Raw genomic sequence first — 23271 nt, 5'->3', positions numbered from 1 at the left:
GCGACCTTCAGCCAGGTACCCCATCCGGGCCGGGGATCCCTCAATATCAATTCTACCGGGCGAAAGCAGCCCGCGAGCAGGTCAGCGGGCGGCCTGTGGATAACTCCGATCGCTACCGCACCAGGCCGTCCAGCAGCGCGCGCAACGACCAGCGGAACTGGTGTTCCGTGTTCCACGTCGCCGCTGTCGGCCAGGTTTGGGCGGTCAGGGGGAAGTGCTCCGCCGGGATCTCCAACGACTGTCGAGCCGCGACGACCTCCTCCTCCGACCGCCCGTCCTGGTCCGCGGCGGTCAGCGTCGCCGCGCCCAAGACCTGCACGATGACCGCATACGTCGCCCGCGACGCCTCCGTCGGCGGTAGACCCGCCGTGATGAACAGCGCCAACAACCGCTCCCCCACCAGAAGCGCGTTGGGCCCGTCCATCGGAGCGGAGTGCAGCAGCGCCGCAGCCCCCCTACGGCGCAACAACACCCCTCTTAGCGCACACGCGTAATCCTCCACCCGACGACGCCAGCTGCGGCGGCCGAGCAGCAGGTCCGGGTCGGCCTCGGCCAGCAGCCGGTCCACCAGCGCGCGCTCCAGGGCCGCGCGGTCCGGCAGGTACGTGTACAGCGTGTTCGGCCGCACCCCCAGCCGCGCGGCGACACCGCGGATCGACGGGACCTCACCGTCGAACAGCTCCAACGCCACGTCGACGATCCGCCCGGCGGACAGGCTCCGCTTCGGGCCCGGACGACCGCTCTTCTCTTCCACGGTGCATCACTGTACAGTGTGCAATATTGCACGCCGTACAGAGATCGGAGCGACCGTGCTGCCCCTCCTGCTCATCGCCGGTGCCGCGGGCGCCAACCTGGCCTTCCTCGGCCTGGGAAGCGTCTTCGACTACCCCGACGTCCTCGCCAAGCCCGCCCAGGAGGTGCTCACGCAGTTCCACGCGAACCAGTTCGTCATCTCCGCGCTGTTTCTCCTCTTAGCCGCGTCCGCCGCTCTTATGGCCCCGATCTCCACCAACCTCGCCAAACGCACAAACAACCCCGGCCCGATCGTGCCGCTGGGCATCGCAGCAGCAGCGGTACAGGTCATCGGACTCATGCGGTGGCCGCTGATCGTCCCGTTCGTCGACGACCCCGACACCTTCCACGCACTGTCCACTGTGCTCGGAACCGTCATCGGCGAGACCATCGGCTACGCCCTCACCGCCGCGTGGACGTTCCTCGTCGCCCGCCGCTCCGGCCTCCGCGCCATCGCCTGGCCCGCCGCCGCGCTCGTCGCCACCGGCGTCCTCATCCCGCTCGGCGTCCCCGGCGCCGACCTGGCCAACTTCCTCGGCTACGTGCTGTGGACCGCCTGGCTCGTGGCCCTCACCATCAAGATCATCCGCACCGCCCGCCCCCGGCGAGCCCTCCAAGCCGCATAGACTCAAGCCCATGTCCGCGACGACAACGCACGAGTTCAGCGACGCGACCAGGGACGAGTCGTCGCTGCGGCGCTTCCTGCACGGCCTGCCCGGCGTGGACGCGGTCGGCCTGGAGCAGCGCAGCGCGGGCCTGGCCACGCGGAGCATCAAGAAGTCGAGCAAGCGCTGGGCCATCGACACCGCGATCTCCATGGTCGACCTGACCACATTGGAGGGTGCGGACACGCCAGGCAAAGTGCGCTCCCTGTGCGCGAAAGCCAGACACCCCGCCCCGGCCACCCCGCGCGTGGCGGCGGTCTGCGTCTACCCGGACATGGTGGCCACCGCCGCGCAAGAGGTCGCGGGCACCGGTGTCGAGGTGGCCAGCGTCGCCACCGCCTTCCCGTCCGGCCGCTCCAGCCTGCGGATCAAGATCGCCGACACCGAGTACGCCGTCGAGGCCGGGGCCACCGAGATCGACATGGTGATCGACCGCGGCGCCTTCCTCGCGGGCCGCTACGGCCAAGTGTTCGACGAGATCCGCACGATCAAGGCGGCCTGCGGCGACACCCACCTCAAGGTCATCCTGGAGACCGGCGAGCTGGCCACCTACGACAACGTGCGCCGCGCGTCCTGGCTGGCGCTGCTCGCGGGCGGCGACTTCATCAAGACCTCCACCGGCAAGGTCTCCCCCGCCGCGACCCTGCCGGTCACCAACCTGATGCTCCAGGCGGTGCGCGACTGGCACGCCGCCACCGGGCAGCACCGCGGCGTCAAACCGGCGGGCGGCATCCGCACCACCAAGGACGCCATCCGCCACCTGGTGGCCGTGCACGAGGTCGCGGGCCCCGACTGGCTGACCCCGAAGCTGTTCCGCTTCGGCGCCTCCAGCCTGCTCAACGACCTGCTGATGCAGCGCCAGACCCAGCTCAGCGGCCACTACAGCGGCCCGGACTATGTGACGGTGGACTAGATGACCTGGGAATACGACCCCGCGCCGGAATCGCGGGCCATCGCGAACCTCAAGCCGACCTACCGGCCGTTCGTCGACGGCGAGTTCGTCGACGGCACCGGCGAGCCCCTCAAGAGCGTCAACCCGGCCACGGAGGAGGTCCTGGCCGAGGTCGGCACGGCGGGCCCGACCGACGTCGACAAGGCCGTCAAGGCCGCGCGCCGCGCGTACGACAAGGTGTGGGGCCGGATGCCCGGCAGCGAACGCGCGAAGTACATCTTCCGCATCGCCCGGATGATCGCCGAGCGGGCGCGCGAGCTGGCCGTGCTGGAGACCCTCGACAACGGCAAGCCCATCAAGGAGTCCCGCGACACGGACGTCCCGACCGCGTCCGCGCACTTCTTCTACCACGCGGGCTGGGCCGACAAGCTGGAGTACGCGGGCTACGGCCCCGATCCGCGGCCGCTGGGCGTGGCCGGTCAGGTCATCCCGTGGAACTTCCCGCTGCTGATGGCCGCCTGGAAGATCGCCCCCGCGCTGGCCTGCGGGAACACCGTGGTGCTCAAGCCCGCGGAGACCACCCCGCTGACCGCGCTGGTGCTGGCGGAGATCATCCAGCAGGCCGAGCTGCCGCCGGGCGTGGTCAACATCGTGCCCGGCGCGGGCGACGTGGGCGCCGAGCTGGTCAACCACCCGGGTGTGGCGAAGGTGGCCTTCACCGGCTCCACCGAGGTCGGCAAGCTCATCCAGGGTTCCCTCGCTGGGACCGGCAAGAAGCTCACGCTGGAGCTGGGCGGCAAGGCGGCGAACATCGTGTTCGACGACGCCCCGCTGGACCAGGCGGTCGAGGGGATCGTCAACGGGATCTTCTTCAACCAGGGCCACGTGTGCTGCGCCGGGTCGCGGCTGCTGGTCCAGGAGTCGATCGCCGACGAGCTGCTGGACCGGCTGCACGAGCGGGTGGCGACGCTGCGCGTCGGCGACCCGATGGACAAGAACACCGACGTCGGCGCGATCAACTCGCGCGACCAGCTGTCCAAGATCCGGGAGCTGGTCACCTCCGGCGAGCAGGAGGGCGCGCAGCGGTGGACCAGCCCGTGCCCCCTCCCGGAGAAGGGTTTCTTCTTCGCGCCCACGGTCTTCGCCAACGTCACCCAGTCCATGCGCATCGCGCGCGAGGAGATCTTCGGGCCGGTCCTGTCCGTCCTCACCTTCCGCACCCCCGACGAGGCGCTGGCCAAGGCCAACAACACCCCGTACGGGCTCTCCGCGGGCGTGTGGACGGAGAAGGGCTCCCGGATCCTGTGGATGGCCGACCGGCTGCGCGCGGGCGTGGTGTGGGCCAACACGTTCAACCGCTTCGACCCCGCCGCGCCGTTCGGCGGCTACCAGGAGTCGGGCTTCGGCCGCGAGGGCGGCCGGACCGGGCTGGAGGCGTACCTCGATGTCTGACCGCGTGACGGTGTCCAAGACCTACAAGCTCTTCGTGGGCGGCGCGTTCCCCCGCTCCGAGTCCGGCCGCACCTACCCGGTGTCCGACTCGCGCGGCCGGTTCCTGGCCAACGCGGCGCAGGCCTCGCGCAAGGACCTCCGGGAGGCCGTGGTGGCCGCGCGCGGCGCCTTCGGCAAGTGGTCCGGCGCGACCGCCTACAACCGTGGACAGGTCCTCTACCGGGTGGCCGAGCTGCTGGAGGGCAGGCGCGAGCAGTTCGCCGCCGAGGTCGCCGCGGGCGAGGGCGCGCCGTCGCGGCGGGCGCAGTCGATTGTGGACGCGGCCATCGATCGGTGGGTCTGGTACGCGGGCTGGACCGACAAGCTGGCCACCGTGCTGGGCGCGGCGAACCCGGTCGCCGGGCCGTACTTCTCCTTCTCGGTGCCGGAGCCGACGGGCGTCGTCGGGGTGCTCGCGCCGCCGGACTCGTCGCTGTTGGGCCTGGTCAGCGTGCTGGCTCCGGTGCTGGCGGTCGGCGCGACGGCCGTCGTGGTGGCCAGCGAGGACCGGCCGCTGCCCGCGATCACGCTCGCGGAGGTGCTGGCGACCTCGGACGTGCCGGGCGGGGTGGTCAACCTGCTCACCGGGCACACCGCGGAGCTGGCGCCGTGGCTGGCCGCGCACGCCGACGTCAACGCGCTCGACCTCGCCGGGGCGCCGGTGGAGCAGCGGGCCGAACTCGAGCGGGCCGCGGCCGGTACGGTCACCCGCGTCCTGCGAGTCGGGCGCGGGGAGCCGGACTGGACCACGGGGCCGGATATCGGCAGGCTGCGCGCACTGGTCGAGACCAAGACCGTGTGGCATCCCATGGGGGTCTAGTACTTCCTGCTATGCCCTGACGTGTTCCCAGTCGGCCCCGCGCGTGCCATCGTGAGGGTTTGCCAACGATTGGTCTGGACCTTTTGGTCCAGGAAGCGAGGGGAACGGCTCCATGCGCGGCACCACTGTCTTACCCGGGACGCCCTCCCGCACCGCGCGTGCGGGAGAGCTTCCCATGCACCGGTTGGAGTTACCCACGGCGAACGCCCTCCCGTTCGTCGCGGGCACCTTCGACAGCGTCGGCCCGTTGTCGCGCGCGTCCTTCCCGCACCGGCACACCTTCCACGAGATCGTGCACGTCACCGGCGGCACCGGCACGCACGTGGTCGACCTGGCCCGCTGGGACCTGCGCCCGCCGCACCTGTGCGTGATCGCCCCGGGCCAGGTGCACCACTGGGAGAACACGCGCAACCTCGAGGGCAACGTCGTCCTGTTCACCGACGACTTCCTGCTCGACCACCCCGCCGACCGCGACCTGCTGCGCAGGCTCAGCGAACGCCCCTGGCTCACCCTCGACGGCACCACCCACGCCCAGACCGCGCGGCTCATGGGCGACCTGCACGACGAGTACCGCCGCAACGCCGAGGGCGCCCACACCGTGCTGCGCGCCCTGCTCCACGTCCTCATCGTCCGCGCGGGCAGGCTGCCCGAGACCCCGGCCGCCGCGCCCCCCGCGCCCGCCCGCGCGGGGTCCGTCGCCGACGAGTTCACCAGGCTCACCGCGCGCATAGACCTTGACTTGTGGTCCGTCAGGGCGTACGCCGAACACATAGGGGTTACGCCGGGCTACCTCACCGAGGCGGTGAAGGCGGCCACCGGGCGCACGCCGTCGGAGTTGGTCCGGGAGGCGCGCGCACACGAGGCGAAACGCCTGCTGCTGAGAACCGATCTCACGGTCAGACAGATCGCGGGACGGGTCGGTTTCGCCGACGCGGCGTACTTTTGTCGGTTTTTCCGACGAGAAGCCGGGGTGAGCCCGGGCGATTTCCGCCGCGGCGGCGGCGAGGAACGCATTGAGTTACGTGGGAACGACGTCCACAGTGGTAACAGCCCCCATGGGAATCACCACGTCCAACGGTTCCAGTCCATCGTCCACGCCGAATCGTCTACGTAGGTTCGTGTTCATTCCCCGGCGCCCCCACCCACAAGGAGCCCTACATGGACGCCCCCCTGCACGGCGACCAAGACCAGCCACAGGAACCCGGCAAGCAGGTCAGCCGCAAGGCCGTGCTGCGCGCCGCCATCGCCGCCGGAGTCGCCGCGCCGATCGCGCTGGTCGGCGTGCCCGCCCTGGCCCGCACCAAGGCCGAGGACGCGGCCAACGGCGAGCTGCTCGAACTGACCCCCGACTGCAGCGACGGGGACGCCCCGACCATCGAGCAGACCGAGGGCCCGTACTTCAAGGCCGGTTCGCCGCAGCGCACCTCGCTGGTCGAGCCCGGCACCGTCGGCACCCCGCTGACCGTCACCGGGTACGTCTTCGGCCGCCAGTGCCAGCCGCTCGCCAACGTCCTGCTCGACTTCTGGCAGGCCGACAACGGTGGCAACTACGACAACACCACCTACCGCTTCCGCGGCCACCAGTACACCGACGCCAACGGCAAGTACACCCTCACCACGATCGTGCCCGGCCTCTACCCCGGCCGCACCCGGCACATCCACATGAAGGTGCAGAACCCCGGCGGTCGGATCCTGACCACCCAGACGTACTTCCCGGGTGAGCCGCGCAACAACACCGACACCATCTACGACCCCCGGCTGCTGATGAACGTCCGCACCGTGGGCAACGGCAAGGAAGCGTCGTTCGACTTCGTCCTGAACGTCAACGGCACCCCGCCGACCTCGTCGACGACCCGTCCGCCGTCGAGCTCGACGACGCCGCCGACCAGCACCACCAACAACCCGCCCGGTGGTACCACCTGGGCCGCGGGCACCAACTACGCCGCGGGCACCCGGGTCACCTACAGCGGCGTGAACTACACCTGCCTGCAGGGCCACACGGCCCAGCCCGGCTGGGAGCCGCCGAACGTGCCCGCCCTCTGGCGCGTCGGCTGAGTGGTTGACCGCGTCCGGTACCGACCGACCCCGGACGAGGCCCGCACCAGCCTGACACGCCCCCGGTAGCCCTGTGCCGGGGACGAGCATAAAACCGTTGCCCCTCACGCGAACGCGTGGGGGGCAACGGTTTTATGCACCGCCCACGAGCGCGATGTCGAACTGCGCGGTAAGGGGTTCGAATTGACCGACCATCGCCGCGACGCACGCGTGGAGATAGTCCGTTCGGTCCAGACGCGCGAAATCCATTCGCCACCCCGCGAATAGCGCCAATTGGCGGAAGAACGCGCGCTGGGCGCGACCGTTCCCCTCGCGGAACGGGTGGACGACGTTTACTTCACCGAAGTAATAAGCGAACCGGTCGAGGAAATCCGCGCGGCGCAATCCGACGAGGAGGCGTTCGGCCTTCAACTTGGTGAACAGGTCGGTGAGCGCGGGCTCGACGTGGCGCCAGTGCGCGAAGCGGGACGTGCCCCGGACGAGGTCGACCCGGCGGTGCTTGCCCGCCCACGGGTAGACGTCGCCGAAGAGGTGGCGGTGGAACCTGGTGAGGTGCGCGGAGTCGTAGGCGCCCGGCAGGGGTAATCGCTTCAGCTCCTCGTCGCGGAGGAACGCCAGGTCGCGCTCGACGGCGGCGAGGGTGGCGTGGTCGGTGCAGCCGTGCAGGTTGCGCAGCACCCCGGTCTCGGGGTCGAGGTACGGGTCGGTCACACGCGTCGCCCGGTCGATCTTCCTTGGGTGGTGGTTCAGGCGCCCAGGAGCTCGCGCAGCCGCTGCCGGACGGCCTGGTCGGTGGTCATGGTGCCGTCCGCGACCCGGGAACAGGCCCGGCGGGCCTCCGCCGAGACCTCCAGGCCCTCCAACCGGGCGCTGGCGGCGGCCTCGGCGGCGGCGGTGTCCGCGTCGCACATCAGCCTGCCGAAGAAGCGGGCCATCACCGACTCCGACAGCCGCACCCGGCTGGGGGCCGAGTCGGGCAGGTCGCCGCGGGCCACCCGCCAGGGTTCCTCGTCGTGGGTCATGGCGCTGAGCTGGTGGCGGTCGAAGCCGCCGTAGCGGGCGACGACGGTGTCGACCAGCTCCCGGTCCTGGTCGCTGAGCCTGCCGGGGTCGCCCTCCGGCCAGTCCGCGACCTCCCGCGTGCCCTCGTGGCGGCGGTAGACCTCGGGGACCACGGGGCCCGCGGTCCACGCCTCGATGCGGTCGGGGAAGAGGGGTTCGCCGAAGCGACCCAGGTGCCAGCCCTGGGTGTAGTAGAGCAGCTTCTGCACCTTCATCGGCGACTCGGGACCGGTCCGATCGAGGATCGCGGCCACGACGTCGTGCACCGAGGCGGTACCAGGCACCGGAGGACCCCTTCCGTCACCTCCCATGATACCGGTCGGCAACCACACTTCCAGGGCTGTGGACAACTCCCCACGCGGTTGCCCGATGTGTCCTAACCTGGGAAACCGATCGCGGGGAGCGGTCGTCGAACCGGTCGGGCAGAGGGAGCAGGGGGACACCATGGGCGAGTCGGACGTCGGCGGCTACCGCGGCGAGGAGTCCGCCTTCCGCGCGTACACGGCGGGGGTGAACCCGCTGGCCGACCAGCTGCACGGCCTGGCCGACCGCGACCTGCACGGCCCCGGCCAGTTCGGCGCCCACGCGTTCTCCAAGATCGGCGACGAGGTGGGCCTGGCCCAGGCCCTCCGCTCGGCCACCCAGCGCCAGGCCGACGGCGTCCGCAGCCTCGCCACCAGCTACGGCGGCACGGCCGAGGCGGTGCGCAACACCTGGACCAACCTGTCCGCCACCGAGGACGACACCTCCGCCAACGTCCGCCGCGCCGCCGGAGACCTCGCGTGACCCCGCCCCACCCCACCGACACCGCAGAGGCCATGCCGAGCACGCGAACCACCGAGACCGTCACCGCCGGGCGCCGGATGGCGGGTGAGTCCGCGTGGTGAGCCCCGTGCACGAGCTGCTGGACCCGATGGTCCAGCCTGCCGCGACCGCGCAACGGCACCTGGCCACCGACGACGACGCGATCGACCGCCTGGGTCAGGCGCACGCGACCGTCAGCAACACCCTCACCACGGTCGACGACGACGCGTACCGGTACGCCGCCACCCTGCGGGAGGGGTGGACGGGGCAGAGCGCCGTGCGCCACCAGGAGGACGCCACGGCGCAGCGGGCGGCGAGCGCGGACCTGAGCCAGTACAGCGCCGAGGTGCAGCGGGCGGTGCGCGAGGCGGGCGAGATCCTCAAGGTCGGCCAGAAGGTCAACCAGGACCAGCTCGACGAGTTCAACCGCCGCGCCGCCGAACTGCTGCGCACCGCCGCCGCCCTGCGCCAAGCGGGCGACCCCGCGGGGGCGCAGGCCAAGCTGACCGAACTGGCCCGCTACGCCGCCCAGCTGACCGGCGACACGTCCACCAACCTCGAAGCGGTGATGACCCAGCTGACCGGCGTCGTCACCCGACTCACCGGCGGCGACGCGGGCGCCACCAGCACGGCGGGCGCCACCTCGACCGCCCCACCCCCACCCACCGCGTACACCCAGCACCAAGGCGGAGGCGGAGGCGGCGGTGGTGGAGGGGGCGGCGGCGGCTATTCCGGCGGCGGGGGTGGCGGCGGCACCGTCACCAAACGCAGGCTGCCCATGGCCATCCCACCGCAGCCGGGCACGGGCGTAGCCGTCAACCTCCCCGACGGCAGCACGGTTCAGGCCCCCAACGAAACAGCCGCCCGAGCAGTCCGAGCCGCCCTAGGCCAACTGGGCGTCCCGTACGTCTGGGGCGGCACGGCCCCCGGCGTAGGCCTCGACTGCAGCGGCCTCACCCAGTACGCGTACGGCGAGGGTGGTCTGGAGATCCCGCGCACCTCCCGCGAACAGGACATCGGCGCGGAGGTCCCGTCCGCCGACCAACTCCTCCCCGGCGACCTGGTCTGCTGGGAAGGCCACGTCGCCATGTACATCGGCAGCGGCCAGATCGTCGAGGCAGGCGACCCCGTCCAGGTAGGCCCCTTACGCACCACCAACTCGGGAATGCCCTTCGTAGGCTTCTACCGCCCCACCGGCTGACCCGTCACCCCTCCGAAACCACTCCAGCCCCGACCACCCCACCCACAGCTACCCATCGTCACCACAGTTTCCCCTGATCAAGCGATCCAAAGCTGGAACTTTGCACACCAGTTCGATCGTTCGCTTATCAGATCAGTACAGGCGAGCGGGACGAAACTGCGACACGGCACCCCACCCCGCAAGCCGGCCCCACCGTTGACTTGGTAACCACAAGGCACCCTCCGCCACACTCCAACCGGAAACCACCGCAGGCAAACCAAGCCCACCAACAGCGCGGCCACAGCTACGCCCACCACAGCTGCGCCGCCACCGGAGAGCGCCGCACCCCAAGCCAGCCCCGTCACACCAAGCCAGCCCCGTCACACGGGACACGCACCCGGCCGGGCGAGCCCCTCACGAGGGAAGACGGATGGGCGCGGCCGACCGCAGACGCAGGCTCGCCGAGCAGCGCATTGGCTCAAGCAGCCCATCGGCGTTGACTGGAAGTTAGCTCATCCGACGCCTCCTTTCGGCACACCGGCACCAACCCAACTCGGCCCACGGCCCGTGGCCCATCCACGCCGACACATCCCGATCCCGCTCCATCCCGCCAACCACCGCCGACGCCACGCTCGCTCTTCGCCCGCCAGCGCACGAGGCCGAGCAGCCGCGTCGCGCCAACAGCCGCGTCGGGCCGACAGCCGCGTCGCGCCAACAGCCGCGTCGCGCCAACAGCCGCGTCGCGCCAACAGCCGCGTCGGGCCAGCGCGCGGCCTTGGCGGCCGCGCGCTGGGCATGACCCGTTGTGCGGCGGCGAGGGCGATTCGGGGCGGCGGAGTCGATTCGGGGTGCCGAGATCGACTTGGGCTGGCCGCGGGGTTTGAGGGGAGGGATTGGGGGGTGGGCTCGGTTGTGCGGCGGCGGGTTCGGCCCAGGGGCGGCGGAGCACGGCCGGAAACCGCGCCGAGCGGACGTCACCTGTTTGGTCGTCGTTCGTCCAGGCGACCCCGAAGCGGGCCTTCAAGCCGCAGGCGCCGAGCATCGCCGAAGACGCTGGTGGGCCATCTCCGCGAACGGAGATGGCCCACCAGAAGAGCGGGATTACGCGCCTGCGGCGATGTCGCTGTCTTCGGCGTTCTCGTCGCGGACCTTGTCGGCCGACTTGGGGCCCTTGCCGTTGGTGCGGCGGCGGTTGCCCTGACGGGGCAGGGTGGTCGGCGGGGGCGGGGTGGGGGTGCCGCCGCCGAGCATGAGTTCGGCGAAGGTGGCCATGGCCTCGTCGAGGTGGCCGCCGATGCGGCGGACCGACTCGTCGTTGCTGCGGCGGACCAGGGTTTCCACCGAGTCCGAGTCGGGGCGGTTGGAGAGGGTGCCCTCGACCTTGGTCAGGCCGCGCTCGATCGCGCCGCCCAGGTCGCCCAGGCGCGCGGTGAAGCCGTCCTCGACGGTGTCGAGGCGGGTCGCCATCTCGTCGAGGCGGGTGGTGACCTTCTCCAGCCGCTGGGCGAGGGATTCCAGGCGGTCGCTGGCGTCGACCGTCTCCTTCGTCTCCCGCAGGGCGTTCTGCAGGGCGTCGGTGGCCTCGTCGAGCTTGCCGTAGACCGCGTCGCGGGAGGCGCCGACCGCCTCGCGGATGCCCGCGAGGGTCTGGGCCGCGGCGTCGTGCTTGCCGTGCAGGGCGTCGGAGGTCTCGGTGAAGCGGCCGTGCAGGGCGTTGGTCGACTCGGTGACCGCACCGCGCACGGTGTTGGTCGAGTCGGTCACCAGGCCGCGCACGGTGGTCGCCGACTCGGTGACCGCACCGCGCACCGCGTCGGAGGTCTCCCCGACCACCCGCGCCAGCGCGTCCTTGGTGCCGTCGAGGTGTTCGTGGACGCCCTCGTCGACCTCGTCGAGGCGGCCGCGCAGCGCCGTCTCCATGATCTCGATGCGTTCCCGCACCGGCCCGTGCACCGAGCCGGGCACCTGGTCGATGCGGTTGTCCTGCTTGTCGAGGTGGCTGTCGAGCTCGTCGATGCGCCGGTGGATGCTCGACAGCTTGTCCTCCAGGCCGTCCATCCGCCCGGCCACGCCCTCGAACCGGCCCGCGACCCCGTCGAGCCTGCCGTCGAGCTGGGCGAACGGCGTGGCGAGCTTGTCCACGATGCTCTCCACCGCGCGCCCGATCGCCGCGATGGCCGCGTTCTGCCCCTCCAGCTTCGCCATCGCCTCGTCGAGCCGCTCCGCCAGCACGCTGACCTCGGTGCGGTCCGGCATCTCGGACAGCCGCTTGCGCACCGACCCGATGGACTCAAGCGGCGAGAGCCGCGCGTGGATCTCGTCCAGGGCGTCGAAGATCTGCTGCTGTTCGCTCTCACGGATCTCGGCCGCGCGCGTGAGCATGTTGCGCATCCGGTCGAACGACACCGTGGGGTTGTTTTCGTTCACGGAGGTGACCTTCGTCCTGGGGAGGGGAGATGGGGGAGACGCTGGCGAGCCTAGCCAGTCCCAGAAGGCGTCCATACACCACCCGTTGCTCGTTCGTGGGCCCAGACACGGACTATTAGTCCGTTCGGTGGACGGCCATCCAGCGGTATAACGTGATCGTCACCCACCTTACGTGACGCTGGTGCTACCCGATCGGGTGGCGTCCCTGGTCTGAGTACCGTGGCCGCATGTCGACCCCCACGCCGGTGCCGGTGACCCCGGAGACCATCCGCGACGTCCCGAAAGTCCTGCTGCACGACCACTTGGATGGTGGGCTGCGGCCGGGCACCGTGGTCGAGTTGGCGGAGGCGTCGGGCTACCGCGGCCTGCCGACGACCGACCCGGCGGCCCTGGGCGTCTGGTTCCGGGAGGCGGCGGACTCGGGTTCGCTGGAGCGGTACCTGGAGACCTTCGCGCACACGTGCGGTGTCATGCAGGACCAAGATGCACTCGTTCGGGTGGCAGCCGAATGCGCGCAGGACCTTGCGGCGGATGGAGTCGTGTACGCCGAGGTGCGCTACGCGCCCGAATTGTTCACCGAACACGGCCTCGACCTACCCACCATCGTGGAGACCGTCCAGGCGGGTTTCCGCGAGGGCGAGCGCCGCGCCGCCGCGGACGGCCGCACGGTCCGGATCGGCACGTTGCTGTGCGCGATGCGCCAGAACGCCCGCGCCTCGGAGATCGCCGAGTTGGCTGTCCGCTACCGCGACGCGGGCGTGGTCGGCTTCGACATCGCGGGCCCGGAGGCGGGTTTCCCGCCCACCCGCACCCTCGACGCGTTCGATTACCTGCGCCGCGAGAACGCGCACTTCACGATCCACGCGGGCGAGGCGTTCGGGTTGCCGTCGATCTGGGAGGCGATCCAGCACTGCGGCGCCGAGCGGCTAGGGCACGGCGTGCGGATCATCGACGACATCACCGTGGACGGCGACGGCAAGGCCCACCTCGGCCCGTTGGCGTCGTACGTGCGGGACCGCCGGATCCCGCTGGAGATGTGCCCGAGCTCGAACCTGCAGACGGGCGCGGCCACCTCGATCGGCGAGCACCCCTTCGGCCTCCTGGCCGACCTGCGGTTCCGGGTGACGGTCAACACCGACAACCGCCTGATGAGCGGCTGCACCGTCACCAGCGAGCTGGCCGCCCTGGTCGACGCGTTCGGCTACGGCTGGGCCGACCTGCGCCGGTTCACGATCAACGCGATGAAGTCCGCGTTCATCGGCTTCGACGAGCGGCTGGCGATCATCGACGACGTCATCAAGCCCGCCTACGCACCCCTGGTCGGCGACTGGCGCGCGTCCCGACCAACCGCACCCGCCGGACGACCGGCTCCCAGGTAGACACCCGCGGTGCTCGGCTGGACACCTTCTCCTCCCCCGGGCACATCAAGTCCCGCTCGCCTGCACCGATCTATATAACGAACGTTCGAACTGGTGTGCAAAGTTCCAGCCTCACATCGCCTGATCAGGGCAACTTCCGCCCACTCAAGGTAGCCACACCCGCCGGAGCCAACCACCACAGGCCGACAGCGGGACCAGCGGTGCGCACGTGGGTGGCGACCGGTCGCGATGCGTGACGGCAGCAAAGCGAAGGGGGAGGAACCCACCCGGGTTCCTCCCCCTTCCGCGAGTCCGCGACTAGTGCGCGTTCAGGCGGTCTTCCAGGTCCTGCACCAGCTTGCTCCACGCCGCCGACTCGGCGGTGAAGGGGGCGCTGGGGGCCATCCGGGTCGGGTCCGGGGCCAGGATGAAGCTGACCAGCCAGCCCAGGGACTCGGACTGGTTGAGGGCCTCGGCGACGCCCTCGTCGCCCGCCCAGTCGGCGGCGTCGTTGAGCAGTTCCACGGCGAGGTCGAGCTGGACCGGGTCGACCGCGTCCACGCCCTCGCCCAGGTCGTCGGCCAGGCCCTGGAGGACGTACGTGTTGTCCGCGTGCACGTCGATCTCGAGGCTGCCGTCGGTGGCCTTGGCGGCGACGTCGGACCAGGTGGACACCTCGGCGAGGTCGTTCTCCGACAGGTCCTCGGTGGCCAGGAACTTGGCCAGCGCGCGCGGGGAGCCCGCGACGTCGATCTTGCCCTCGCGGCCGAGGAAGACCGGTTCGTCGTCGAGGTAGCAGCGGAGGGTGTAGTACTCGTGGCCGTCGGTAATGATCTTGATGGGGTCGATGCCGACCTCCGCCCAGAACCCGACCTGGCCCGTCTCCTCGTCCTCCGCCGTGTCGTCCTCGGAGTCGTCGGCGGCGTCGAGTTCGCTGTCGAGGTCGACGTCGGCGTCCTCGCCCGCCTCGGCGGCCTCCGCCTGGAACTCGGCCAGTTCCTGGGAGCTCTTCTCCAGCGCGGCCTCGTCCACGTCGGGGGCGGTCACCACCGAGTCCAGCGCGTCGAGCACCTCGTCCCAGCGCTCGGAGATGGTCTCGGCCATGTCGGTCCACAGCCGCTCGCCCTCGCGGCCGGTGAACGGGAAGGTGCCCTGTTCGAGCACGGAGAAGCCGTCGGCGGCGTTGAGGACCTCGTGCACCTCGTCGAGCTCGCAGACGTCGGCGAGCGCGCGGACGATGGTGATGATGTCGGCCAGCTCGTTGACCGTCCAGGTGTCCGGTTCCTCGGCGACCAGTTCGGGCACGCCGACCAGGTCGTACTGGTGGCCCTCGTCGGGCATCAGCTCGGCCACCGACAGCGCGGGCACGAGGTGCCAGGCGGGGTGGTCGGACAGGTCGTGTTCCTCGGTGGTCCGCACGAACGCCGCCAGGTGCGCGGCGTCGGGGAACGCGTAGAGGTCGTCCTCGTGACCGAGGAACGCCTCCCATTCCTCACCGTCTTCCCGCCACCGCGGCGCCCACAGCGTGACGACGTCACCCTGTGGCAACCCCAGCTCGATCGGGACGATGTCCTGGGCCATTGGAGGTCCTCCTGGTCGCGCAGCCATCGGCGTACGTCGCACCCCGCGAGCACGCGTGGCGCGACGGCAGCCTACGGGGTGCGGATCACCGGTCGGAACGTAGGGAGGACAGGTCGAAGGAAAGCGGGTCGTCCGGGTCGAAACCGTCGTTTTCGACCGTACCCGGGCCGCTGCCGCCCGGCCCGGCGGCAGCCGGGCTCACCTGATCGGGCGAACCGGGCCTGTCCGGGTGGTTGCCTTGTCCGGCAACGGTTCCCGGGGCGGGTGCCCAGTGGCCGCGGTCCGGTTCGGACGGTCCGGGCCCGGGGTGTTGGCCGGTCGCCTGCGCGTGCATCCGCTCGTCGCGCCTGCGCTGGAACTCCTCGGCGGTGATGCCGGGGCCGGTTTCGCGGCGCGCGGGGGCCGTTCGACCGGACAGCATCTCGATGGCCTGGGTCATGCCGTCGCCGAGGATCGGGGCGAGCTTGTTGTAGCCGGCCTGGGTGGCCTGGTCCATGGCGGCCTCGGCGACCAGGACGATGAGGCGGCCGAGCTGGTCGGGTCCCCAGCGGACGGCGTCGGGGCGCAGCCACAGGTCGAGGAGCTTGCCGCGGCCGTCGACGGTGACGCGGACGCTGCCGTGGTTGTCGTGGGCGGTGCCGCGGACGTCGGCGAGGACGGTGTCGACGGAGGCGAGTGCCTGTTGGCGGGCGCGGCCGTCCTCGATGAGTTGGCGGGTGCTGCGTTCGACGGGGACGCGGTCGGTCATCGGGCGCGCCGCCTGGGCTGGGCGCCGAGGGGGCGGTCGAAGACGGTGTCGTCGGCGTCTTCGTCGTCGATGGGTTCGTAGCCGAGGGAGGCGAGGTGCTTCTCGCCGGAGGGACCGAGCACGGGGGCGAGCGCGGCGTGCATGTTGCCGCCCGCGCGGCGGGTGGCCTTGGCGGCGAGGGCCGTGATCTGCGCGGCGAGGGCTTCGGAGCCGCTGGTCAGGGCGGCGGGGGTGAGTTTGACGGCGGACAGCAGGCCGCCGGGGCGCACCTCGACGGCGACGGCGCCGTCGGCGCTGGTGGCGCTGCCGGTGATGGGGCCGACCTGCTGGGCGCGGTCGCGCGCCTCGGCACTGGTCTGCTCGACCCGTCGCGCCACCGCTTCGAGCTCGCGCTCGACGTCGATCTCCACGCCCGCACCTCCGGTTTCGGCCAACAGTGTGCCCTAGGTGGGCGGTGTTCGTGGGCGGCTCGGCGGGAGTCGCACGGCACGGCGCAGCGCGGGCTCGACCGGGAAGCGGCAGACGTGGACCTGGTCGCGGCCGGGCGGGGCTGTCGGTCGGTGGCCGGGCGGGGCCGCCGGGAGTCGGTGATCAACTTCGGCGGGGTGGCCACGGCCCCCCGATCTCCATTGTAGAGGTGGGGGGCGACACAAAATCTTGATCGACTGGGGGGCTGTGGACAACTCCGGGTGGGGTGTGGACAGAAGGGGCGGCGCGGGCCGGACCCGAGCAGTGGGGCCACCTCCAGGCTGGTGAGGTGGCCCCACTGACGCCTGGCACCGCGGTGCCAGGACCGGTGCGGCTCGTTCCGGGGAACGGGCCGCACCGGGGTCTGCCGCGCCGTCCGCGCGTGCGCGGACGGCACCCCCAGTGCGATCGGGTCAGGTAACCCCCAGATCTGCGTATCGCATACGCGCTACTGCTTACGATATACGCAGCCGTATCCTGGTCGTCAAGCCCGTAACCCGAGAGCGAGACGATGCCCTCCGAGGAGACCGACACCAGCCTCCCCGCCAGCGTTGAGGCGGTCTGGGGGTTGCGTGGCAGGCCCGCCCGCGGTCCCAAGCGCGCGTTGAGCCTGGAGCGGATCGTGGCCGCGGGGGTGGCGGTGGCCGACCGGGAGGGGCTGGACGCGCTGTCCATGAGCCGGGTCGCCAACGCGATCGGGACCAGCGCGATGTCGCTGTACCGGTACGTCTCCGCCAAGGACGAGCTGCTCACGCTCATGGTCGACGCGGTCTACGCCGACACCTGGACCATCGCCGCGACCGGTCGCTGGCGGGCGGACCTGACCCAGTTGGCGTTCAACAACCTGCACACGCTGCGCCGCCACCCGTGGGTGGTGCGGGTGCCGGTCACCGGTCCGCCGATCACGCCGCACCAGTTGCGGTGGCTGGAGGCGTCGCTGGCCGCGTTGCGCGGGACGCCGTTGTCGGGCAAGGAGAAGATCGCGGTGATGCTGCTGGTCAACAGCCTGGTCCGGAACGACGCCACGCTCATGATCGACCTGCGGGTGGGTGAGCCGGAGTCCGAGGGCAAGCTCCCCGACTACGGGAAGACGCTGCGGCTCCTGTTGGACCCCAAGCACTTCCCGGAGTTGATCGACGTGCTCGACGAGGGCGTGTTCGACTACGACGACACGAGCGAGCAGGACTTCTCGTGGAGCCTGGAGCGGGCGCTCGACGGTGTCGCCGCGCTCATCGAGTCCAAGCGCTAGCGGATCGTCTCGACCACCAGCGGACCGCGGTCCACAGCGGACTCGCCGACGGCCCAGGCGCCCTCCAGCGCGGCCAGCGCGGACGGCACCGCTTCCGGGGTGTCGGTTCGCAGTTCCAGCACCGGGTCGCCCGCGCGGACGGTCTCCCCCGGTTTGGCGTGGCACAGGATCCCGGCCGCGGCCTGGACGGGGTCTTCTTTGCGCGCCCGGCCCGCGCCGAGCCGCCAGGCGGCGACGCCGACCGCGTACGCGTCGAGCCGGGTCACCACGCCGTCGGCCGGGGCGTCGACGAGGTGCACGTGCCGGGGTGACGGCAAGGCCGCGTCCGGGTCGCCGCCCTGGGCGCGCAGCATCCGCGCCCACACCTCGTACGCCCGCCCCGACGCCAGCACTCCCTCGGGGTCCACATCGGACAGACCGGCCAGTGCGAGCATCTCGCGGGCCAGCGCCAGGGTCAGCTCGACGACGTCGGCGGGGCCGCCGCCGCGCAGCACCGCGACGGATTCCTCGACCTCGACCGCGTTGCCGACGGCGCGTCCCAGCGGCACGGACATGTCGGTCAGCAGCGCCGAGACGCGCCGTCCGTGGGAGACGCCGATCGACACCAGTGCGCGCGCCAAGGCCCGCGCGTCGTCCAGGGTTTTCATGAACGCCCCGGACCCGAACTTCACGTCGAGCACCAGTGCGTCCGCGCCTTCGGCGATCTTCTTGCTCATGATGGAGCTGGCGATCAGCGGGATGGACTCGACGGTCGAGGTGACGTCGCGCAGGGCGTAGAGCTTGCGGTCGGCGGGGGCGAGTCCTTCGGTCGCCGCGCAGATGACCGCGCCGACGTCGGCGAGTTGGGCCTGGATCTCGGCGAGGCTGAGCCGGGCCCGCCAGCCGGGCACGGATTCCAGTTTGTCGAGGGTGCCGCCGGTGTGTCCGAGGCCGCGGCCGGAGAGCTGGGGGACGGCGGCGCCGCAGGCGGCGACCAGGGGCGCCAGCGGCAGGGTGATCTTGTCGCCGACGCCGCCGGTGGAGTGCTTGTCGACGGTGGGCCGGTCGACGTCGAGGGCGAGCACGTCGCCGGAGTCGACCATGGCCGCGGTCCAGCGGGCGGTCTCGGCGGCGTCCATGCCGTTGAGGAACACGGCCATGGCCAGGGCGGACATCTGTTCCTCGGCGACCGCGCCGCGGGTGTAGGCGTCGACGACCCAGTCGATCTGGGCGTCGGTCAGCCGGTGGCCGTCGCGTTTGGACCGGATGACGTCGACGGCGGCGAACGGCTCCATCAGGCGGTTCCCTTCGCGGGCAGGTCGTGCGGGCCGAACGCGTCGGGCAGCACGGCGGTCATGGGCTGCGGTCCGGCGGGGGTGTCGACCTGGCACGCGGGTCCGCCGAGTTCGTAGATCACCTGGCGGCAACGTCCGCACGGCATCAGCAGTTCCCCGTCGCCGCCGCGGCAGGCCAGTGCGACGAGTCTGCCGCCGCCGGTCAGCTGGAGCTGGCCGGCGAGGGTGCACTCGGCGCACAGCCCGAGGCCGTATGAGGCGTTTTCCACGTTGCACCCGGTGACGACGCGGCCGTCGTCGACCAGGGCGGCGGCGCCGACGCGCAGTCCCGAGTACGGGCAGTAGGCGGACGCGGCGGCGGCCACGGCCGCCGCGCGCAGCGCGTCCCAGTCGATCTCGCTCACCCGGATTGCCCCCTCCGGTACGGCTCGCCCGCCAGTTTGGGCGGTCGCAACCGCTGTGCCGCCAAGGTGAGCACAAGTAGCGTCACCACGTACGGGGCGGCGCCGACCAGTTCCGGCGGTACCTCGTCGCTGGCGAAGAACCACCAGCCGAACAGCACGCCGATGGCGGCGGCGAACCCGGACAGCACGTGGTGCCCGGACCGGTACTGGGTGACCGCGACGACCAGCAGCGCGATGCCGAGCAGCAACAGCAGCGCGTGCACGGCGTCGGAGCCGCGCAGCGACATGGCGTCGGTGTAGCCGAACAGGCCGGCGCCGGTGGCGAGGCCGCCGGGCCGCCAGTTGCCGAAGATCATCGCGGCGAGGCCGATGAAGCCGCGGCCGCCGGTCTGGCCCTCGCGGAACTGCCCGGAGCTGACCGCGAAGAACGCTCCGCCGAGCCCGGCGAACGCGCCGGAGGCGGTGACGGCGAGGTACTTGTACTTGTAGACGTTCACGCCGAGCGATTCCGCCGCCGCGGGGGCCTCGCCGCAGGAGCGCAGCCGCAGCCCGAACGCGGAGCGCCACAGCAGCCAGCCGGTGCCGATGATCAGCGCGGCGGCCAGCAGGGTCAGCACGGAGATCTGGGTGGTGAGGCCGCGCAGCACACCGGCGAGGTCGGAGAGCAGGAACCAGTGCTTGTCCTCGATGGTGCCCATGAGGTCGGCGAAGCCGGGCACGGTCACCTTGGGCGCGTCGCCGATGGGCGGTGACTGGCGGGCGCCGCCGCCGGGGGCGTCGGTGAAGTACAGCTTGGACATGAACAGCGCCGCGCCCGGCGCGAGCAGGTTGATCGCGACGCCGGAGATGATGTGGTCGACGCCGAAGGTGACGGTGGCGACGGCGTGCAGCAGTCCGCCGACGACGCCGAGGAACAGGCCGAACACCACACCGGCCCACGGTCCCCACTGGTAACCGGCGTAGCCCGCGCCGAAGGTGCCCAGCACCATCATGCCCTCGAGGCCGATGTTGACCACGCCGGCGCGTTCGGCCCAGAGGCCCGCGAGCGCGGCCATGGCCAGCGGCACGGCGGCGGTCAGCGCGGCCTGCACGGTGCCCGCCGAGGTGAGGTCGGTGGCGCCGGTGGTGACGCGCACCAGTGAGATGACCGCGAGCGCGGCCACCGCGAACAGCGCGTAGGTCCAGGGCGACGCGCGTTTGCCGCGCTTGGGCGCCGCGGCCGTGTCGAGTCCGACCGAGAGTCCGCCGACGGTCACGACGACACCTCCTCGAGGGTCTTGGTGCGGCCCAGCGCCCCGCCGACGGCGTGCTGTTCGGCGCGCACCCGGTAGCGGCGGACGAGTTCGTAGGCGACGACCACGGAGAGCACGATGACGCCCTGCATGATGTCGACGATCTCGCGCGGGATGCCGGAGGTGTCGAAGGAGTTGGCCGTGTTGGCCAGGAAACCCCACAGCAGCGCGGCGATGGCCATGCCGATCGGGTGGTTGCGGCCGAGGAGGGCGACGGCGATGCCGATGAACCCGAGCCCGGCGGGGAAGTCGAGGGAGTAGCTGTAGGAGGAGCCGAGCAGTTGCGGCATGCCGACCAGTCCGGCGACGGCGCCGGAGAGCAGCATGGACAGCACCACCATCTTCTTGACGTTGACGCCGCTGGCCACGGCCGCGGATTCGGAGAGGCCGGTGGCCTTGAGCTCGAAGCCGAAGCGGGTGCGGGAGAGCACGAACCAGTAGAGCACCCCGACGGCGGCGGCGAGGAAGATCAGCCCGAACAGCTTCGACGAGGAGCCCTCGACGGTGAACCCGGCGACCTGGCCGCCCTCGGTGATCTTCGGGGTGCCGATGTTGTTGCTGCCCGCGGTGCTGACCGCGAGCCGCTCCGGCCGGTTCAGGTAGGACACCAGGTAGGTGGCGACGGCGTTGAGCATGATCGTGGAGATCACCTCGGACACGCCGCGGGTGACCTTGAGCAGCGCGGCGAGCCCGGCCCAGGCGGCGCCGACGAGCATCGCGACGACGATGGTCACGGTGATGCGCAGGAACGAGGGCAGTTGCTCCATGAAGGCCGCGCCCGCGAGGGCGGCGGAGAGCAGGGCGGCGAGCCGGTACTGGCCGTCGACGCCGATGTTGAACAGCTTCATCCGGAAGCCGATCGCGACGGCGACGGCGGCCAGGTAGTAGTAGGTGGCGCTGTTGACGGCGTTGACCAGGGTGCGGGGTCGTTCGGCGGCGCGGGCCATGGCGTCGACGGCGTCGGTGGGGGCGTGCCCGGTGACGGCGAGGATGATCGCGGAGACGACGGCGGCGAAGACCAGCGCGCCGACGGGGGCGGCGAGTCCGAGCAGGACGGACCGGGGGGTGAGTTTGCGCATCAGCCTTCCTTCCCCGCGCCGGTCATCGCGGAGCCGAGCTGCTCCGGGGTCACGGTCCTGGGGTCGTACTCGGCGACGAACCTGCCGCGCAGGATCACCGCGAGGGTGTCGGACATGCCGATCAGCTCGTCGAGGTCGGCGGAGATGAGCAGCACGGCCAGTTCCTGGGCGCGGGCGCGGCGGATGTGGTCCCAGATGGCGGCTTGGGCGCCGACGTCGACGCCGCGGGTGGGGTGGGAGGCGAGGAGCACGACGGGTCGTCCGCTCATCTCGCGGCCGACGATGAGTTTCTGCTGGTTGCCGCCGGAGAGGGCGGAGGCGTTGACCTCGATGGACGGTGTGCGCACGTCGTACTCGGACACGATGCGGCGGGTGTCGGCCTTGGCGCCCTTGCGGTCGAGCAGCGGGCCGCGGTTGTTCGGTGGTCGGGTCTGGTGGCCGAGGACGCGGTTCTCCCAGAGGGACGCTTCGAGCAGGACGCCTTGGCGGTGGCGGTCCTCGGGGATGTAGCCCATGCCTGCTTCGCGGCGGTGGCGGGTGGAGGCGCGGGTGATGTCGCGCTGGTTCCCCGCGCGGTCGCCGAGGGTGACGCGGCCCGCGTTGGGGGCGTGGATGCCCATCAGCGCCTCGACGAGTTCGGCCTGCCCGTTGCCTTCGACGCCCGCGATGCCCAGGACTTCGCCCGCGTGGATGGTGAAGGAGATGTCGTCGAGGACGAGTCGGCCGTCGGCGCCGGTCACGGTCAGGTTCTTGACGGTGAGGACCGGTTTCGCGGTGACGGTGGAATCGCGCAGCTCGGGTACGGGCAGGGCGCTGCCGACCATGAGTTCGGCGAGTTCGCGGGCGGTGACGTCGCTGGGCGAGACGCTGGCGACGGTGGTGCCGCGGCGGATGACGGTGATGTCGTCGGCGACGGAGAGGACCTCGTCGAGCTTGTGCGAGATGAACAGGATGGTCAGGCCCTCGGCCTTGAGCTCGCGCAGGTTGCCGAACAGCTCGTCGACCTCCTGGGGGACGAGCACGGCGGTCGGTTCGTCGAGGATGAGGACGCGGGCGCCGCGGTAGAGGACCTTGAGGATCTCGACCCGCTGCCGTTCGCCGACGCCGAGGTCGTCGACCAGCCGGTCGGGGTGGACGCCGAGGCCGTAGGCGTCGGAGATGTCGCGGATCTTGGCGCGGGCGGCGGCGAAGTCGAGCGCGACGCCCTTGCGGGGTTCGCTGCCGAGTACCACGTTCTCCAGGACGGTGAGGTTGTCGGCGAGCATGAAGTGCTGGTGCACCATGCCGATCCCGGCGCGGATGGCGTCGGCGGGCGAGCCGAACGACACGGGTGCGCCGTTGACGGCGATGGTGCCCTCGTCCGGCGGTTGCATGCCGTAGAGGATCTTCATGAGGGTGGACTTGCCCGCGCCGTTCTCCCCGACGATGGCGTGCACGGTGCCCGCCCGGACGGTGATGTTGACGTCGGAGTTGGCGATGACGCCGGGGAAGCGCTTGGTGATCCCGGTCAGCTCGACGGCTGCTGGTGGCTCCGTTGACACGGCCGATTCCTTAGTCGCTGGCAGGGGTGGGGACAGCGCGGGGCCTCGCCTCGGCCGACCGGGGCGAAGCCGACGGGCCCGGGCCGCTG

Annotated in this window: 22 protein-coding genes; 10 read left to right on the top strand and 12 right to left on the bottom strand. The window is 71.3% G+C overall.

Annotated elements, in window-relative coordinates:
• Nucleotides 1–112 precede the first annotated feature (112 nt).
• Complete coding sequence (locus CLV40_RS07705) at nt 113–754, bottom strand: TetR/AcrR family transcriptional regulator (protein WP_104478137.1); 642 nt, start codon at nt 752–754, stop codon at nt 113–115.
• A 55-nt stretch (nt 755–809) separates the two neighbouring features.
• Between CLV40_RS07705 and CLV40_RS07700 the strand changes: the two genes are divergently transcribed.
• The 6 genes from CLV40_RS07700 to CLV40_RS07675 all read left to right on the top strand — a co-directional run bounded on the left by CLV40_RS07700 (nt 810) and on the right by CLV40_RS07675 (nt 6715).
• On the top strand, nt 810–1418 hold the full coding sequence (locus CLV40_RS07700; protein WP_104478136.1) for a DUF4386 family protein: 609 nt from the start codon (nt 810–812) through the stop codon (nt 1416–1418).
• A 10-nt stretch (nt 1419–1428) separates the two neighbouring features.
• A complete protein-coding gene (deoC, locus tag CLV40_RS07695; protein ID WP_104478135.1) occupies nt 1429–2370 on the top strand; it encodes a deoxyribose-phosphate aldolase in 942 nt (313 codons plus the stop codon).
• Nucleotides 2371–3801, top strand: a complete 1431-nt coding sequence (locus CLV40_RS07690; protein ID WP_104478134.1) for an aldehyde dehydrogenase family protein — start codon at nt 2371–2373, stop codon at nt 3799–3801.
• On the top strand, nt 3794–4660 hold the full coding sequence (locus CLV40_RS07685) for an aldehyde dehydrogenase family protein (protein ID WP_104478133.1): 867 nt from the start codon (nt 3794–3796) through the stop codon (nt 4658–4660). The genes CLV40_RS07690 and CLV40_RS07685 overlap by 8 nt, the downstream gene beginning before the upstream one ends.
• Before the next feature lie 175 nt (nt 4661–4835).
• Nucleotides 4836–5774 (top strand): helix-turn-helix transcriptional regulator, encoded by a 939-nt coding sequence (locus tag CLV40_RS07680; protein WP_245931158.1) that lies wholly within the window; start codon nt 4836–4838, stop codon nt 5772–5774.
• Nucleotides 5775–5818: 44 nt separating this feature from the next.
• Complete coding sequence (locus tag CLV40_RS07675) at nt 5819–6715, top strand: dioxygenase family protein (protein ID WP_104478131.1); 897 nt, start codon at nt 5819–5821, stop codon at nt 6713–6715.
• Between the two features lie 132 nt (nt 6716–6847).
• On the opposite strand, the gene CLV40_RS07670 is transcribed toward CLV40_RS07675, so the two are convergent.
• The gene (locus CLV40_RS07670) at nt 6848–7426 is read right to left on the bottom strand and encodes a Fic/DOC family protein (RefSeq protein ID WP_104478130.1); all 579 of its coding nucleotides are present in this window, start codon (nt 7424–7426) and stop codon (nt 6848–6850) included.
• A 35-nt stretch (nt 7427–7461) separates the two neighbouring features.
• Nucleotides 7462–8061 (bottom strand): type II toxin-antitoxin system antitoxin SocA domain-containing protein, encoded by a 600-nt coding sequence (locus CLV40_RS07665; protein ID WP_245931157.1) that lies wholly within the window; start codon nt 8059–8061, stop codon nt 7462–7464.
• 160 nt (nt 8062–8221) lie between these two features.
• On the opposite strand from CLV40_RS07665, the gene CLV40_RS07660 reads away from it, so the two are divergent.
• Nucleotides 8222–8563, top strand: coding sequence for a hypothetical protein (locus CLV40_RS07660; RefSeq protein WP_104478129.1), 342 nt, complete (start codon nt 8222–8224; stop codon nt 8561–8563).
• 106 nt (nt 8564–8669) lie between these two features.
• Nucleotides 8670–9782: a bifunctional WXG100 family type VII secretion target/C40 family peptidase gene (locus tag CLV40_RS40225; RefSeq protein WP_281261648.1), complete on the top strand. Its 1113-nt coding sequence runs from the start codon at nt 8670–8672 to the stop codon at nt 9780–9782.
• Nucleotides 9783–10862: 1080 nt separating this feature from the next.
• Here CLV40_RS40225 and CLV40_RS07650 read toward each other — a convergent pair.
• A complete protein-coding gene (locus CLV40_RS07650; RefSeq protein ID WP_219823930.1) occupies nt 10863–12152 on the bottom strand; it encodes a hypothetical protein in 1290 nt (429 codons plus the stop codon).
• A 263-nt stretch (nt 12153–12415) separates the two neighbouring features.
• Here CLV40_RS07650 and CLV40_RS07645 point away from each other — a divergent pair, with 263 nt between their 5' ends.
• Complete coding sequence (locus CLV40_RS07645; RefSeq protein WP_104478127.1) at nt 12416–13567, top strand: adenosine deaminase; 1152 nt, start codon at nt 12416–12418, stop codon at nt 13565–13567.
• Between the two features lie 297 nt (nt 13568–13864).
• Here the strand turns inward: CLV40_RS07645 and CLV40_RS07640 are convergent, their stop codons facing one another.
• From CLV40_RS07640 to CLV40_RS07630, 3 genes are all read right to left on the bottom strand, one after another.
• The gene (locus CLV40_RS07640) at nt 13865–15127 is read right to left on the bottom strand and encodes a primosomal protein (RefSeq protein WP_104478126.1); all 1263 of its coding nucleotides are present in this window, start codon (nt 15125–15127) and stop codon (nt 13865–13867) included.
• Nucleotides 15128–15212: 85 nt separating this feature from the next.
• Nucleotides 15213–15875, bottom strand: a complete 663-nt coding sequence (locus tag CLV40_RS07635) for a YbaB/EbfC family nucleoid-associated protein (protein WP_104478125.1) — start codon at nt 15873–15875, stop codon at nt 15213–15215.
• Nucleotides 15872–16285 carry a YbaB/EbfC family nucleoid-associated protein gene (locus CLV40_RS07630; RefSeq protein WP_104478124.1) on the bottom strand — a complete coding sequence of 138 codons (414 nt, stop codon included), beginning with the start codon at nt 16283–16285 and terminating at the stop codon, nt 15872–15874. The genes CLV40_RS07635 and CLV40_RS07630 overlap by 4 nt, the downstream gene beginning before the upstream one ends.
• Before the next feature lie 569 nt (nt 16286–16854).
• On the opposite strand from CLV40_RS07630, the gene CLV40_RS07625 reads away from it, so the two are divergent.
• The gene (locus tag CLV40_RS07625; RefSeq protein WP_104478123.1) at nt 16855–17592 is read left to right on the top strand and encodes a TetR/AcrR family transcriptional regulator; all 738 of its coding nucleotides are present in this window, start codon (nt 16855–16857) and stop codon (nt 17590–17592) included.
• On the opposite strand, the gene CLV40_RS07620 is transcribed toward CLV40_RS07625, so the two are convergent.
• Genes CLV40_RS07620 through CLV40_RS07600 form a run of 5 tightly spaced genes read right to left on the bottom strand, consistent with a single transcriptional unit; the run spans nt 17589 to nt 23182 of the window.
• The gene (locus tag CLV40_RS07620) at nt 17589–18866 is read right to left on the bottom strand and encodes a thymidine phosphorylase (RefSeq protein WP_104478122.1); all 1278 of its coding nucleotides are present in this window, start codon (nt 18864–18866) and stop codon (nt 17589–17591) included. The two genes, CLV40_RS07625 and CLV40_RS07620, sit on opposite strands and share 4 nt — an antisense overlap.
• Nucleotides 18866–19270: a cytidine deaminase gene (locus tag CLV40_RS07615; RefSeq protein ID WP_104478121.1), complete on the bottom strand. Its 405-nt coding sequence runs from the start codon at nt 19268–19270 to the stop codon at nt 18866–18868. Before CLV40_RS07615 ends, CLV40_RS07620 begins: the two co-directional genes overlap by 1 nt.
• Nucleotides 19267–20526 (bottom strand): ABC transporter permease, encoded by a 1260-nt coding sequence (locus CLV40_RS07610; protein WP_104478120.1) that lies wholly within the window; start codon nt 20524–20526, stop codon nt 19267–19269. The genes CLV40_RS07615 and CLV40_RS07610 overlap by 4 nt, the downstream gene beginning before the upstream one ends.
• Complete coding sequence (locus CLV40_RS07605) at nt 20523–21641, bottom strand: ABC transporter permease (RefSeq protein WP_104478119.1); 1119 nt, start codon at nt 21639–21641, stop codon at nt 20523–20525. The genes CLV40_RS07610 and CLV40_RS07605 overlap by 4 nt, the downstream gene beginning before the upstream one ends.
• A complete protein-coding gene (locus CLV40_RS07600; RefSeq protein ID WP_181043366.1) occupies nt 21641–23182 on the bottom strand; it encodes an ABC transporter ATP-binding protein in 1542 nt (513 codons plus the stop codon). The genes CLV40_RS07605 and CLV40_RS07600 overlap by 1 nt, the downstream gene beginning before the upstream one ends.
• Between the last annotated feature and the right edge of the window lie 89 nt (nt 23183–23271).

Source organism: Actinokineospora auranticolor (assembly GCF_002934265.1).
In the GTDB taxonomy this organism is placed as follows: domain Bacteria; phylum Actinomycetota; class Actinomycetes; order Mycobacteriales; family Pseudonocardiaceae; genus Actinokineospora; species Actinokineospora auranticolor.
The sequence above is the reverse complement of the archived record's forward strand: the minus strand, read 5'-3'. Positions and strand labels throughout refer to the sequence as shown.